15 protein-coding genes are annotated in these 14,446 nt (G+C 64.0%); 8 read left to right on the forward strand and 7 right to left on the reverse strand.

What is annotated here, in order from left to right; genetic code table 11:
* Nucleotide 1 precedes the first annotated feature (1 nt).
* From NJF35_RS15560 to NJF35_RS15580, 5 genes are all read left to right on the forward strand, one after another.
* On the forward strand, nt 2–229 hold the full coding sequence (locus NJF35_RS15560) for a recombinase-like helix-turn-helix domain-containing protein (RefSeq protein ID WP_225789821.1): 228 nt from the start codon (nt 2–4) through the stop codon (nt 227–229).
* A 20-nt stretch (nt 230–249) separates the two neighbouring features.
* The gene (locus tag NJF35_RS15565; protein WP_253091235.1) at nt 250–1,281 is read left to right on the forward strand and encodes an aromatic ring-hydroxylating oxygenase subunit alpha; all 1,032 of its coding nucleotides are present in this window, start codon (nt 250–252) and stop codon (nt 1,279–1,281) included.
* Nucleotides 1,278–1,715, forward strand: a complete 438-nt coding sequence (locus NJF35_RS15570; RefSeq protein WP_225789823.1) for a Rid family hydrolase — start codon at nt 1,278–1,280, stop codon at nt 1,713–1,715. The genes NJF35_RS15565 and NJF35_RS15570 overlap by 4 nt, the downstream gene beginning before the upstream one ends.
* A 3-nt stretch (nt 1,716–1,718) precedes the next feature.
* The gene (locus NJF35_RS15575) at nt 1,719–2,678 is read left to right on the forward strand and encodes a PDR/VanB family oxidoreductase (protein ID WP_225789824.1); all 960 of its coding nucleotides are present in this window, start codon (nt 1,719–1,721) and stop codon (nt 2,676–2,678) included.
* Nucleotides 2,679–3,163: 485 nt separating this feature from the next.
* Nucleotides 3,164–4,393, forward strand: coding sequence for a hypothetical protein (locus NJF35_RS15580; protein WP_253080889.1), 1,230 nt, complete (start codon nt 3,164–3,166; stop codon nt 4,391–4,393).
* Nucleotides 4,394–4,496: 103 nt separating this feature from the next.
* On the opposite strand, the gene NJF35_RS15585 is transcribed toward NJF35_RS15580, so the two are convergent.
* The 6 genes from NJF35_RS15585 to rpsU form a co-directional block, all read right to left on the reverse strand.
* Entirely contained in the window at nt 4,497–5,390 is an 894-nt protein-coding gene (locus tag NJF35_RS15585) for a DMT family transporter (RefSeq protein ID WP_225789826.1), read from the reverse strand.
* Nucleotides 5,391–5,506: 116 nt separating this feature from the next.
* A complete protein-coding gene (locus tag NJF35_RS15590; protein WP_225789827.1) occupies nt 5,507–5,668 on the reverse strand; it encodes a hypothetical protein in 162 nt (53 codons plus the stop codon).
* 227 nt (nt 5,669–5,895) lie between these two features.
* Entirely contained in the window at nt 5,896–6,831 is a 936-nt protein-coding gene (locus tag NJF35_RS15595; RefSeq protein ID WP_225789828.1) for an aspartyl/asparaginyl beta-hydroxylase domain-containing protein, read from the reverse strand.
* A gap of 412 nt (nt 6,832–7,243) precedes the next feature.
* Nucleotides 7,244–9,097, reverse strand: a complete 1,854-nt coding sequence (gene rpoD, locus NJF35_RS15600) for an RNA polymerase sigma factor RpoD (RefSeq protein WP_253091236.1) — start codon at nt 9,095–9,097, stop codon at nt 7,244–7,246.
* Between the two features lie 67 nt (nt 9,098–9,164).
* Nucleotides 9,165–11,150, reverse strand: a complete 1,986-nt coding sequence (dnaG, locus tag NJF35_RS15605; protein ID WP_253091237.1) for a DNA primase — start codon at nt 11,148–11,150, stop codon at nt 9,165–9,167.
* Nucleotides 11,151–11,435: 285 nt separating this feature from the next.
* Nucleotides 11,436–11,651 carry a 30S ribosomal protein S21 gene (rpsU, locus tag NJF35_RS15610; RefSeq protein WP_003255575.1) on the reverse strand — a complete coding sequence of 72 codons (216 nt, stop codon included), beginning with the start codon at nt 11,649–11,651 and terminating at the stop codon, nt 11,436–11,438.
* Nucleotides 11,652–11,855: 204 nt separating this feature from the next.
* Between rpsU and tsaD the strand changes: the two genes are divergently transcribed.
* Complete coding sequence (gene tsaD / locus NJF35_RS15615) at nt 11,856–12,881, forward strand: tRNA (adenosine(37)-N6)-threonylcarbamoyltransferase complex transferase subunit TsaD (RefSeq protein WP_225786447.1); 1,026 nt, start codon at nt 11,856–11,858, stop codon at nt 12,879–12,881.
* Between the two features lie 26 nt (nt 12,882–12,907).
* Here the strand turns inward: tsaD and plsY are convergent, their stop codons facing one another.
* Nucleotides 12,908–13,477, reverse strand: a complete 570-nt coding sequence (gene plsY / locus NJF35_RS15620; protein WP_225786446.1) for a glycerol-3-phosphate 1-O-acyltransferase PlsY — start codon at nt 13,475–13,477, stop codon at nt 12,908–12,910.
* A gap of 74 nt (nt 13,478–13,551) precedes the next feature.
* Here plsY and folB point away from each other — a divergent pair, with 74 nt between their 5' ends.
* Complete coding sequence (gene folB / locus NJF35_RS15625) at nt 13,552–13,908, forward strand: dihydroneopterin aldolase (RefSeq protein ID WP_225786445.1); 357 nt, start codon at nt 13,552–13,554, stop codon at nt 13,906–13,908.
* On the forward strand, nt 13,899–14,408 hold the full coding sequence (gene folK, locus NJF35_RS15630) for a 2-amino-4-hydroxy-6-hydroxymethyldihydropteridine diphosphokinase (protein WP_225786444.1): 510 nt from the start codon (nt 13,899–13,901) through the stop codon (nt 14,406–14,408). The genes folB and folK overlap by 10 nt, the downstream gene beginning before the upstream one ends.
* Nucleotides 14,409–14,446: the final 38 nt, after the last annotated feature.

Raw genomic sequence — 14,446 nt, forward strand, 5'->3', positions numbered from 1 at the left:
CATGAGCGATACCGAGCGTTACCTGCAACCCCATCAGGCCCGCAAACGGCCCAACACCCCATTCGAAGACCTGCTCGGCGATTCCATCGAGCGCGCCTACGGCAGTGGCGTGACCGAGCTGGGCGAGCTGCTGGCGCACCTGAACCTGGCCGGCCCGCCCTGCCCGCTGACCACCGGAGAGTGGACCGAGGACGCCTATAAAACCCTGATGGCTCGGCTGGGCGAATGACCCACCGGAGGTAGAACAAGATGAACATGCACGTAACCGTCGACCCTGTTGAGCAACACCTGGCCAATGGCCTGAAAGATCTCTGGTTCCCGGTCCTGCCGTCGGAACTGCTGGGCGAAAAGCCCGTCTCGATCCGCCGCTTGGGCTACAAGATCGCCCTGTGGCGCGACAACGACGGCAGTGTCCATGCCCTCGAGGACCACTGCCCCCACCGTGGCGCGCCGCTGTCCCAGGGGCCGGTGTTGGGCGACCGCCTGCAATGCCCGTATCACGGCGTCGAAGTGCGCTGCGACGGCACCGTCGTCAAGGTGCCTGGCAGCCCCGGCTGCAAGCTCGAAGGCAGCCGCTCGACGCGGATGTTCCATACCCGCGAGGCAGCGGGGGCGATCTTCCTGTTCAACGCCACCGACCCACACCTGGAAACACCGCCAGAGCTGGTGCTGCCCGAGCAACTGACCTCCCCCGAATGGAGCAGCTTCCTCTGCTACACCGAGTGGAAGGGCGACTACCGCTACGTGCTGGACAACGTCATGGACCCGATGCACGGGACCTACCTGCACAAGATGTCGCACTCCATGAGCGAAGGCGAAGCCACCGCCAAGTTCGTCACCCGCGACACCGAGCAGGGCTTCTTCTTCGAAAAGGAAGGCCAGCGCGGGGTCAACTTCGACTGGACCGAATTCCTCGACAACGGCTGCCACTGGCTGCGCCTGGAGATCCCCTACCCCAAGACCGGTGGCCCCGGCGGCAACTTCACCATCATCGGCAGCTACACCCCCAGCAGCCGCGCCCTGTCCGCCGTGTTCCACTGGCGCGCGCGGCCGCTGACCGGCTGGCAGCGCGACACCTGGCGCTTCCTCTACAAGAACCGCCTGGAAGCCCGCCACTGGGCGGTGCTGGAGCAGGACCGGGTGTTGCTGGAATTCATGGAGCCCGACGCCAACCAGCGCGAGAACCTCTACCAGCATGACCTGGGCGTGGTGCGCCTGCGCCGCTATCTCAAGGGCAAGGCCAAGGAGCAACTGGCCCTGATCGAAGCGAAACAGCTATGAACCAGGCCGTACAGCGAATCCAGGCCCCGGGCCTGGACGAGCTGGCCACGGCCAGCTGGTCCAACGCCCTGCTGATCGGCAACGAGCTGGTGATGTCCGGCATGACCGCCCACCCGGCGACACGCCAGGCCGCCGAAGCCGGCGCGCCGCTGGATGCCTACGCCCAGACCCTGCAGGTGCTGGGCAAGGCCAAGGCGCTGGTGGAGGCCGCCGGCGGGCATGTCGGCAACCTGTACCGGTTGACGGTGTACGTCACCCGGATCGCCGACAAGGACGCCGTTGGCCGTGCCCGCCGCGACTTCTTCGAGGGGTTCGCCTGCTACCCCACCTCCACCCTCGTCGAAGTGAGTGCCCTGGTGTTTCCAGAACTGCTGGTGGAAATCGAAGCCAGCGCCCGGCTCGACATTGACTTGCGCACTGCGCCATCGAGGTGACCGATGTCCAACACCCCTACCCTCACCGCGCTGGTCCACACCCTGCGCCATGAAGCCGAAGGCATCCTCAGCGTCGAACTGCGTCCCTGGGGCGATACCGTGTTCCCACCGTTCGAAGCCGGCTCGCACATCGACCTGCACCTGCCCAATGGCCTGGTGCGCAGCTACTCGCTGCTCAACTCGCCGAGCGACAAGGGCCGCTATGTGGTCGGCATCCTGCGCGACCGCAACAGCCGCGGTGGCTCGAAGTTCGTCCACGAGCAACTGCGGGTCGGCACCCAGTTGAACATCTCGCCACCACGCAACAACTTCCCCCTCGATCCACAGGCCAGCCACAGCGTGCTGGTGGCCGGCGGTATCGGCATCACGCCGATCTACTGCATGTTCCGCCAGTTGCTGGCCCTGGGGAAATCCGCCGAGCTGATCTACTGCGCCCGCTCGCGCAAGGAAGCAGCGCTGCTGGAGGAACTCAGCGGCCTCGACGCCAAGGTGGTCTACCACTTCAACGACGAGAAGGACGCCGTGCCAAACCTGGCCAGCTACCTGGCCGGCCAGCCGAGCGACACGCATTTCTACTGCTGCGGCCCGACGCCGATGCTTGACGCCTTCGAAAGCACCTGCGAAAGCCTCGGCTACCCGCATGCCCACATCGAACGCTTCACCGCCGCCGAACTGCCGCCCTCGGAAGATGCCCAGGACAGCTACAGCGTCGAACTGAAGAAGTCTGGCAAGACCCTCGCCGTGGAACCTGGGCTGAACCTGCTCGATGTGCTGCTCGAGGCGGGGTGCGATGTCGAGTACAGCTGCCGCGAAGGCGTCTGCGGCTCCTGCGAGACCCGGGTGCTGGAAGGTGACATCGACCATCGCGACGGGGTGCTGACCAAGGCCGAACGGGCTGCGAACACCTCGATGATGGTGTGCGTGTCCGGCTGCAAGAGCCGACGGCTGGTGCTCGACCTTTAATCGATCGGGGTGCCGGAGTCTCAAGAAAACGCCAGCCTTTGAATAAGCTCAAAGCGCATCATTCGGCCGACCAGAAAGTGTCGGCCTTTTTTTGCCCATCCAATGACTTGAAGAGCCTGCTATTTATTCGCCGGCAAAACACCAAGTGCCCCATTAGCGTTCATTGTGCACTTTGGATGCACAACAACGGCACCGCCTTGTTACGTTCTTTCCAAGCGTTCCAAATACGGCACGAACCAGCACGTTCCAAATATAAATAACTGATTTATATTGGTTTTTCAGAAAACAGAACACACCACCCCACTGGCACGGTTTCTGCTATTTCTTTCCCGAATTCATAGTTCAAACAGCGTGTCATATATAAAACAATAAAAACCCAACCCTTCCAGTCCGCCGCCTGCCACGCCAACTTCCCATTGAATGCCTGATTCAAGGCAGGGATCGGTGTCGCCAGCGGAAACTGCTCAACCTTGTGGGGCATCGATATGAACAAGTATGTGATAAGCCTGGGCCTGATCATCGGCAGTTGCGCCACGTTCGCCTCCGAGCCTGGCCCCGCGGCGCCAGACCAACCACCTGCGGTGAAAAAGCCGTTCCCGCACATCGCCTGGCGCAGCGACGACGGCGAGAGCTCGTTGGATATCGGCGGCGCCCTGCGGGTGAACTACCGGGACGAACACTGGGACACCACCGAGAACAACGGGCGCTTTCTCTTCGACACCTTCCGCCTGGATGTCCAGGCCAGCCACAAGCGCCTGTTCAGCGATGTCGGCTACTGGTTCCAGGACGATGGCAAGCGCTCCATCGACCGTGGCTACATCGGCTATCGCTTCGATGCCCGTTCGAACCTGCAACTGGGCGCACCGTTCAAGCCGTTCGGCCTGGAACCCTACCCACAGTTCGGTTGGAGTTATCACATTCCGTTCTTCATGGGCTATGGCGTCAGTGCCGGTACGGGCCTGAAGTACAGCTACAAGGACAGCGACTGGGACCTGCAACTGGGCTACTTCCCACGCATGCTGCCGTCGGGCATCCGCTACTCGCCGGAAGTGGGCCGCTATGCCGACCTCGACGACAATGCCGTGCCTTTCATCCATTCACGCCAGGACAACGAGAAACGTAACCAGGTCAATGCCCGTGTAGCCAGGACCTTCACTGGCGAGGGCTGGAAAACCGAGATCGGCGCATCGCTGGCCGCCGCCGAACTCTACAACGCCACCACCCACGACGATGGCGACTACTGGGCCGGCGGCGTGCATGCGATCGTCAACGCCGGCCCCTGGACCGTGACCGGCCAGGCCATCCGCTACGAATACGATCCGAAAAACCCCGAGGGGGTCAGCGACGATGCGGTGCTGATGGGCGGCAACGGCCTGACCCCGGCCTACCTGATCGCCTCCAAGGCCACCCTCGGCTCGCTCAACGTCGGCTACGACATCTTCACCCCCAGGTTGGGCCAGTTGAAGAAAATCAAGGTGTATACCGACTACAGCCGGATGATGAAGGACAAGAGCGGCTGGGACGACTCGCAGATGATCACCGTCGGTGCGCAGTTCCTCGCCATGCCGATCATGGCCTGGGTCGACCTGACCTGGGCCAGGAACGCCAACCCCTTCGGCGGCGCGGAGAACGGCACCGGCTGGACCAGTACCGACTCCATCGGCAGCAACGACTGGTACTACCGGACCAACATCAACATTGGCTATTACTTCTGAGGCCGCCAATCGCACCCTCAGTGATCGCCTCGGCCCTGTGGGAGCAGGTTTGCCCGCTCCCACAGGGCCTTGAGCTAGCTCGACGAGTTGCCCGCCAAGGGGCCTATCCCGCCTGCTCCACCTCGCCAAGCCGCTGCGCCGGCTTGCGGAACACGAACAGCAAGCCCACCACGATCAGCCCCATCCCCAGCAGGCTGAGCGGCGCCAGGCGGTTGCCGAAGATCAGGTAGTCCATCACCGCGGTCACCGCCGGCACCAGGTAGAACAGGCTGGTGACGTTGACCAGGTTGCCCCGCGCGATCAACCGGTACAGCAGCAGGGTCGCCAGCAGCGATACCACCAGCCCCATCCACAACAGCGCACCGACGAAGCTGGTGCTCCATTGCACGTGCAGCGCCTGGAACGGCGCGAACACTGCGCACAGGGCGAACCCGGCCAGGTATTGCAGCGGCAGGGTACCCATCGGGTTATCGGTGATGCGCTTCTGCAGGATCGAGCCAAAGGTCATGCAGGCCAGCGCCAGCAAAGCGAACAGCATCCCGGCCAGGGATACCCCGCCCAGGTTGATGCCCTGGTAGACCACCATCACCAGCCCGGCGAGCCCCAGCCCCAGGCCGAACAGCCGGCTCCAGGAACGCTGGCGCTCCATCAGCACCACGGTGAGGATCGGTTGCACGCCCATGACCGTGGCCATGACGCCAGGGGTGACGTGGGTGTCGAGCGCCAGCAGGTAGAAGATCTGGTAGGCGCCGAGCAGCACGCAGCCGGTGCCCAGGGCGCGCAGGATCGCGCCCCGACCACGCGGCCAACGCAGCCCGAGCAAGGGGCCGATCAGCAGCAGGCCGGCGAGCGCCAGGGCTGCGCGCAGCAGGAGGAAGGCGAAGGGGCTGGCCTGGGCCAGGCCGAGCTTGGAGACGATCGCCCCGCTGCTCCACAGCAGGACGAACAGGCTGGTGGTGGCCGCCGAGGCCACGGATGCTTTGGAAAAGACAGACATGTATTGCCACCTGTAGTCGGGCAAATGAGCCGAACGGCGGGCTGTCGCGTTAGCGAGGGAAGTAGCCGACCGTGTTCAGTAGGTTGCGCGTGCGCGGGCAGACGGCCAGAAGCCGCTCAGCCCAGCACCACTGCGCGAGGAGGCGGAGCTACGCCGCCTACGACGCCACTGACAGGTGGTGGGTAGTGACTGATCATGACCGGCTGCTGGCTACCACGCACGACCATGCCCGCGACAGGCGCGAGGACGACGGCGGTGGTGGAAGGGATGGCTGGCATGAACAGGTCTTCGGAGAAGTGAATGGATCCAACTATAGCGATGGAATCATTGCCGGACAAGCAGGATCGCGGTGATTCGTCATTCTTGGGACCGCTTCGTGCTCCATCGCCGGCAAGCCGGCTCCCACACGATCCTGCGAACCACCTCATTTGTGATCGACTCGACCACCTTGTGGGAGCCGGCTTGCCGGCGATGGGGCGCGAAGCGGCCCCATATGACGATGACCTCAGAACAACCAGCGATACAGCAGGTACGCCACCACCACCGCCAACACCGGCCGCAGCACGCGATAGGCCTTGGGGTTGGCCCGCTTGAACTGCTTCACGCGGCCACTGATCTTGTTGCTGAAGCGCTTGCTCCAGGCGTACGCCTGGTTGATCCCGCCCACGCGCTCGTCATCGGTGTTCTGCGGCGCGGTGGCACGGCCGAGGAAGGCGCTGACCTTGCGGTTGATGCGGGTCATCAGCGGGCTGCTGAGCGGGCGCTCGACATCGCAGAACAGGATCACGCGGGTCACGTCGGTCTCGTTCTTGACCCAGTGCACGTAGGTCTCGTCGAACATCACGTCCTCACCGTCGCGCCAGGCGTAGGGCTGGCCATCGACGTAGATGCGGCAGTTGTCCGAGTTCGGCGTGGACAGCCCCAGGTGATAGCGCAGGGAGCCGGCGAACGGGTCGCGGTGCGGGTTCAGGTGGCTGCCGCCGGGCAGCAGGGCGAACATGGCGCCCTTGACGTTGGGGATGCGGCTGACCAGCTCGACGGTCCTGGGGCACAGGACTTCGGCCGAGGGCAGCGGCTTGTCGTACCACTTCAGGTAGAAGCGCTTCCAGCCTTTCTTGAAGAACGAGCCGAAGCCGGCGTCGTTATCCTTCTCGGCGGCACGGATGTAGCCCTCGTCGAACAGGCGCATGGCCTCCGCGCGGATCACTTCCCAGTTGTCCTTGAGCACGTCCAGCTCGGGGAAGCGCTGGCGGTCCAGGTAGGGCTTGGAGGGCACGCCGGAAAACAGGTACATCAGGCTGTTGTAGGGGGCGAACAGCGCCGAATGGTTGACGAACTGACGCAGCACGGGCAGTCGCGCCTTGCCGCGCAGGTGCACGAACAGGACGCTGCCGAAGAACACCAGCAGGACACCTGCCTTGGCGACAAAGGAAAAGGTCATGCAACACTCCTTGCAGGGGAAATCTGGCCATCCCCGGATAGCCGGACATCATAAACCCATCCGGCCCCGGTAAAAACAACCGAGGCCGGAGCGCAGTGTTGAGCATTTTGCAACAAACGAGGCTGCCGGGCATTGCGCCGGATCAGTGGCGGGGCTTTCAAGCGGCAAGCTACAAGAAAAAGCAGGCCCTGCGCCCAATGCCGGTCAGTTAAGACTTTCAGTTGTCATTTGGGGCCGCTTCGCGCCCCATCGCCGGCAAGCCGGCTCCCACATTGTCCGTGCAAACCGCATCATGTGGGGCCGCCGCGGTCCCTGTGGGAGCCGGCTTGCCGGCGATGGGCTGCAAGGTAGCCCAAAAAATGACAAAGCGCCGCTTAACTGACTGACATTGGGCCTGGGCCGGGGTTCGTCATCACTCGTCGAGGAACGATCGCAGGTGTTCGCTGCGAGTCGGGTGGCGCAGCTTGCGCAGCGCCTTGGCTTCGATCTGACGGATCCGCTCGCGGGTCACGTCGAACTGCTTGCCCACTTCTTCGAGGGTGTGGTCGGTGTTCATGTCGATGCCGAAACGCATGCGCAGCACCTTGGCTTCGCGTGCGGTCAGGCCCGAGAGCACGTCGCGGGTGGCTTCCTTCAGGCTTTCGACCGTGGCTACGTCGATCGGGGACTGCATGGTCGAGTCCTCGATGAAGTCGCCCAGGTGCGAATCTTCGTCGTCACCGATCGGGGTCTCCATGGAGATCGGTTCCTTGGCGATCTTCAGCACCTTGCGGATCTTGTCCTCTGGCATCTCCATGCGCTCGCCGAGCTCTTCCGGCGTCGGTTCGCGACCCATCTCCTGCAGCATCTGCCGGGAAATACGGTTGAGCTTGTTGATCGTCTCGATCATGTGCACCGGAATACGGATGGTGCGCGCCTGGTCGGCGATCGAGCGGGTGATCGCCTGGCGAATCCACCAGGTGGCATAGGTCGAGAACTTGTAGCCGCGACGGTATTCGAACTTGTCCACCGCCTTCATCAGGCCGATGTTGCCTTCCTGGATCAGGTCGAGGAACTGCAGGCCGCGGTTGGTGTACTTCTTGGCGATGGAAATCACCAGACGCAGGTTCGCCTCGACCATTTCCTTCTTGGCACGGCGGGCCTTGGCCTCGCCAATGGACATGCGGCGGTTGATTTCCTTGATCTCGGCGACGGTCAGGCCGGTCTCGTTCTCGAGGTCGATCAGTTTCTGCTGGCAGGCGACGATGGCAGCGTTCTTCTCACCCAGGGCGGCAGCCCACTTGGTGTTGCGCTTGGACAGGTCGCCGCTCCAGGTCTGGTCGGTTTCGTTGCTTGGGAACAGGCGCAGGAAGTCGGCACGTGGCATGCGCGCATCACGTACGCACAGCTGCATGATGGCCCGCTCCTGGGCGCGCAGACGCTCCAGGGCGCTGCGTACGCGCTCGACCAGGACGTCGAACTGCTTAGGCACCAGCTTGATCGGCATGAACAGGTCGGCCAGGGCCTGCAGGGCGGCGATCCCTTCATCGCTGCCGCGACCGTGCTTCTTCAGCGCCTTGACGGTGACGTCCAGCTGGTCGGACACCGCGCCGAAACGCTGGCGAGCGACTTCCGGATCCGGGCCGCTTTCGCCTTCGTCCTCGCTGTCGTCAGCGTTTTCTTCGCTTTCTTCGTCCTCTTCTTCCTCTTCCTTGGCGGCCGCGGCCTTGGCGCCGAGCTGAGGGGTTTCCTCGGAAGGCGTGGCGATGCTGTCATCGGGGTCGATGTAGCCGCTGAGGACGTCGGACAGGCGGCCACCTTCGGTGGTGACGCGGTCGTATTCGCCGAGGATGTAGTCGACGGTACCCGGGAAGTGGGCGATGGCGCCCATCACTTCACGAATGCCTTCCTCGATGCGCTTGGCGATTTCGATCTCGCCTTCGCGGGTCAGCAGCTCGACGGTACCCATCTCACGCATGTACATGCGCACCGGGTCGGTCGTGCGGCCGATATCGGTTTCAACCGCCGCCAACGCGGCGGCGGCTTCTTCGGCTGCGGCTTCGTCGGTGTCGGCTTCCGCCAACAGCAGGGCATCCGCATCCGGAGCACTCTCGAATACGTTGATCCCCATGTCGTTGATCATGCGGATGATGTCTTCCACCTGTTCAGGATCTGAAATATCCTCAGGCAGGTGGTCGTTGACCTCCGCGTAAGTCAGGTAGCCCTGCTCACGACCGCGGGTGATCAACTCTTTGATACGAGACTGCTGTTGCGCTTTTCCGGACATAACACCCTATCCACTGAAGGTCTTGGCGGGCAAAAAACAAGCCGAGGATTATACCCGAGCATGGACCTCACGCGCCAGATGAGGTCGGGGTTTGTGCGGGAACATTGCGGCTCAGCAGTGCGAGCAGCTGAGATTTTTCCTCGGCGCTCAACTCACTTTGACGTGCTTTCCTGAGCAGATGTTCCAGGCTGCGCTCGCGTTGGCGGGCGGACAAGCTAGTTATAGTGTCGAAAAACTGTTGTTCAAGGTTGTCGGCATCGATCAACCATTCCTTTTCCGCCAGGGCGCGCAGCAGGCGGCCTTGTTCAGTGCCGTGCCAGCGTGCGATCAACTGCATTGAGCTTAGCCCAGGATTCTTCTGTGCGGCCTCGATCAGGGCCACCAGCAGTTGGCTGTAGAGATGCTCTTCGTCGGCGAAGTGGCTGGCGTCCTCGACCTTGCCGGCCAGCAAGGGGTGGTGCAGCAGGGTGCGCAAGGCCGACAGCGTCGGCGGCTCCACCGGGGCCGGCACGCGGGGTGGCGCTTCGCCGCGCTGGCCGTCGCGCTGCCAGGGCTTGCCGCCTTTCTTGTCCCAGGGCTTGCCGTCCCATTGCTTCTTGCCGCCGCCTTTGTTTTGCGTCCAAGGGCGCTGTTCCTGGTGGACGGGGGCGTAGTCGGGCTGGTGCGTATCGCCATAGTCGGGCGTGTAGCTGGCCATGGCGTCGTAGTCGTAGCCAGGGTCGTAGTCTGGCGTGCTGGTCGCGGGCGCGCTCTGTGCCAGTTGTTCCACCTGCTGGGGGGCCAGTCCGGTGATTTCCTTCAGGCGATTGCGCATCAGCTGACGAAGGTTGGCGCCGGGGATCTTTTCGATCAACGGCGCGGCCAGGGTCGCCATGTGCGCCTTGCCTTCCAGCGAGCGTGGATCGGCCTCGTTGCCCAGTTGCTCGAAGAAATAGTCGGCCAGGGGCTGGGCGTGCTGATTGATGCGCGCCAGGAAAGCGTCGGTGCCCTCGGCGCGGACCAGGCTGTCCGGGTCTTCGCCTTCGGGCAGGAACAGGAAGCGCGCGCGGCGGCCGTCCTGCAGGCTCGCCAACGTCGACTCCAGGGCGCGCCAGGCGGCCTTGCGGCCGGCCTGGTCGCCGTCGAAGCAGAACAGCACGCTGGGGACTACGCGGAACAGGCGCTTGAGGTGCTCCTCGCTGGTGGCCGTGCCCAGGGTCGCCACCGCATTGCGCAGGCCCTGCTGGGCCAGGGCGATGACGTCCATGTAGCCCTCGACGACGATGATCTCGTCGAGGTTGCGGTTGTGCTTGCGCGCCTCGAACAGGCCGTAGAGCTCCTGGCCCTTGTGGAACACCGGGGTTTCCGGGGAGTTCAGGTACTTGGGCTTGTCGTCGCCCAGGACTCGTCCGCCGAAGGCGATGACCCGGCCACGGCTGTCGCGGATCGGGAACATCACCCGGTCGCGGAAGCGGTCGTAGCGCTTGCCGGTCTCGGCGTTCTCGATCAGCAGGCCTGCGTCGATCATGACCTTCTGCTGCAGGGTGTCGGCGCCCAGGTGCTTGAGCAGGTTGTCCCAGCCCGGCGGGGCGAAACCCAGGCCGAAATCGCGGGCGATCTCGCCGGACAGCCCGCGGCCCTTGAGGTAGCCCACCGCCGCCTTGCGGGTCGGGTGGCTGCGCAGGGCCTGGCGGTAGAACTCGGCGGCGGCTTCGAGCAGCGGGTAGAGCGGCGAGTCGGTGGGCTGGCGAGGTTTCTGCCCGCGCCGGCCCTCCTCCCGCGGGACTTCCATGCCTGCGGCCCTGGCCAGCTCTTCGACGGCCTGGGGGAAGTCCAGGTTGTCGTGGTCCATGATGAAGCCGAGCGCGTTGCCACCGGCGCCACAGCCGAAGCAGTAGTAGAACTGCTTGTCGGGGCTGACGGTGAAGGACGGGGTCTTTTCCTTGTGGAACGGGCAGCAGGCAGAGAGGTTCTTGCCGGTCTTCTTCAGCTGGACGCGCGAACTCACCACGTCGACGATGTCGGTGCGGTTGAGAAGGTCGTCGATGAAGCTCTGGGGAATCAGCCCGGCCATGGCAGTCTCGTCATCTGGCAACTGGCAAGTCTAATCGCTACGCGCGGGTTCGGGGCGAGTGGTGCTATTGGAGGGTGCGAGGAAAAATGTGCTCGTCAGCCACGGAGGGCTCGTCAGTCACGACGTGCACGACTGGCCATTGACCAGCTCTGACGTGTTCAGGCGGATTGCCCGCAAGCTGCTGCAAGGGGCACCTCAGGCTTGGCGCCAAAGGTTTGAAGCTACCGCTGCCATCAGCCCGGCACAAGGCCGGGCGGGGCAGAAGCTTTGCGTAGAACGCCTGTATCAGTACAGACGAACGGCGCGGCGCTGTTCGCGCTGGACCTTCTTGGCGTGACGCTTGACAGCGGCAGCGGCCTTGCGCTTGCGCTCGGCAGTCGGCTTCTCGTAAAACTCGCGGCTACGAACTTCAGCCAGTACACCGGCTTTTTCGCAGGAGCGCTTGAAACGACGCAGAGCTACGTCGAAGGGTTCGTTCTCTTTAACTTTGACGGCTGGCATCCAGGGCTACCTTCATTCATTACCGGGGTGGACGCGCTCCTGGCAAAACAAGGGTGTGCTGGAGAACGTCGGTTTTCAAGGGCTGCGGATGTTAACCCTTAGACGGCCGGAATGCAAAGCCTCTGATCGAAAACCGCTGGTCGGCATCGGGTACGGGGACTATCATGCGCGCCTTCGAATTCAGCCTCGACAAGGCACAGACCCATGCTAGTACTGGGATTGGAAACATCCTGCGACGAAACTGGCGTCGCATTATACGACAGCGAGCGCGGCCTGCTGGCCGATGCCCTGTTCAGCCAGATCGACCTGCACCGCATCTATGGCGGGGTGGTACCGGAGCTGGCTTCGCGTGACCACGTCAAGCGCATGCTGCCGCTGATCCGCCAGGTGCTGGGCGAAGCCGGCTGCGTCGCCACCGAGATCGATGCGATCGCCTATACCGCCGGCCCCGGCCTGGTGGGGGCCCTGCTGGTCGGTGCCTCGTGCGCCCAGGCACTGGCGTTCGCCTGGGACATTCCGGCGATCGGCGTGCACCACATGGAGGGCCACCTGCTGGCGCCCATGCTCGAAGAACAGCCCCCTGAGTTTCCGTTCGTCGCCCTGCTGGTCTCCGGTGGCCATACCCAGTTGGTGCGGGTCGATGGCGTCGGCCAGTACCAGTTGCTTGGCGAGAGCCTGGACGACGCGGCGGGTGAGGCCTTCGACAAGACCGCCAAGCTGATTGGCCTGAATTATCCCGGCGGGCCTGAAATCGCCCGCCTGGCCGAGCGCGGTGTACCCGGGCGCTTCGTCTTCCCCCGGCCGATGACCGATCGGCCTGGCCTGGAGTTCAGCTTCAGCGGCCTCAAGACGTTCGCCCTGAATACCTGGCAGCAATGCCGCGATGCCGGGGACGACAGCGAGCAGACCCGGTGCGACCTGTCCCTGGCATTCCAGCAGGCGGTGGTGGAGACTTTGACCATCAAGTGCAAGCGTGCCCTCAAGCAGACCGGGCTCAAGCGCCTGGTGATCGCCGGGGGGGTGAGCGCCAACAAGGCCCTGCGGGCCTCGCTGGAGGCCATGCTGTCCAGCATCAAGGGCAATGTGTATTACGCCCGGCCCCGGTTCTGCACCGACAACGGCGCCATGATCGCCTATGCCGGCTGCCAGCGCCTGCTCGCCGGGCAGCGCCAGGACCTGGCGATCAGCGTGCAGGCACGCTGGCCGATGGAGCAGCTACCGGCGGTATGAAGGTGAATGCCGTTCAGGCTGGCGATTCAGAAATGTCGTTCGCGCCCGGCGAACAGGTCGCGTAGATTGCTGCGGTGGCGCCAGACGATCAGCAGGGTGAGCGCGGCCATCGGCAGCAGTGCCTCGGGCTCGCGCCAGGCCAGCAATGGCAGGGTCAGCGGTGTGGCGATCAGCGCCGCCAGGGAGCTGGTGCGGGTGAGGTAGAAGGTCAGCAGCCAGGCGACGATGGCCAGCAGCGCGGCCGGCAGGTACAGGCCCATGAGCATGCCGGCGGCCGTCGCCACGCCTTTGCCACCCTGGAAGCGGAAGTACAGGGGGAACATATGGCCGACCACCGCACAGAGGCCGATCCAGGCCTGCTCCTGCAGGCCGAGCCCGAGCAGTTGGGCCAGCAGCACGGGCAACAGGCCCTTGCACAGGTCGCCCAGGAGGGTCAGGATCGCCAGCTTGCGGCCCGCCAGGCGCAGCATGTTGGTGGCGCCGGCGTTGCCCGAGCCACTGGAGCGCGGGTCGGGGCTGCCGCTGAGGCGGCTGAGGACGATGGCGAAGGACAGAGAGCCAAGCAGGTAGGCGAGCAGCGCCAATAACCAAAACATGCTAACTATTCCGGGCGGGGATGCCCTGATTCTAACGGCGCCAGTCGCCCTTGTCGTGCTGTGGAGAGAAGTGCTTGGACAGAGTGTTCATCGAAGGCCTGGAAGTCGATACCGTCATCGGTGCCTATGACTGGGAGCGGGATATTCGCCAGTGCCTGCGCCTGGACCTGAGTTTCGCCTGGGACAACCGTCCGGCCGCCGCCGGTGACGATCTGCGCCTGGCGCTGGATTACGCCAGCGTTTCGGCGCGTGTCCAGGCGTTCGCCGAGCAGGCCCGCTTCGAATTGGTCGAAACCTTTGCCGAGCGCCTGGTGGCGGAGCTGATGGAGACGTTCGGCATTCCCTGGATGCGTCTGAAACTGACCAAACCGGGCGCCGTACCAGCGGCCCGTGGCGGCGTTGGCGTGGAGATCGAGCGCGGATGTCTCTGAGCACGGTATACCTGGGGCTGGGCAGCAACATCGAGCGCGAGGCGCACCTGTGCGCCGGGCTCGACGCCCTGGCCGGCTTTCTGCGCGACATGCGTTGTTCGCCGGTGTTCGAGAGCCAGGCGGTGGGCATCAAGAGCGGGCCTTTCTTCAACCTGGTGGTGACCGGGCAGACCGATCTGCCGCTGCTCGAGCTGGATCGCCGGCTGAAGTTCATCGAGGCGGACAATGGCCGTTATGCCCCTGAGCGCAAGGGGTTGCCGCTGGACATCGATGTGCTGATGTTCGATGACTTGCTGGGCACCTTCAATGGCCTGGTGCTGCCGCGGGCGGAAATCCTGAAGAATGCGTTCGTGCTCTGGCCCTTGTCGTTGCTGGCGCCGGAGCTGGTGCATCCGGGCGTGGGCAAGCGCATGGCGCAACTGTGGCAGGAGGCGGATATCGAGCAGGTGCTGGCGCCGGTGTCGTTCGAGTGGCGTGGGTTGCAGCTGACCCGGATGTGAGGCGGGAGAGCCTCGGTGCTGGTCAGTCAAGGCATTGA

Origin of the sequence: Pseudomonas guariconensis, from assembly GCF_024127895.1 — a bacterium.
Lineage (GTDB): Bacteria > Pseudomonadota > Gammaproteobacteria > Pseudomonadales > Pseudomonadaceae > Aquipseudomonas > Aquipseudomonas guariconensis_B.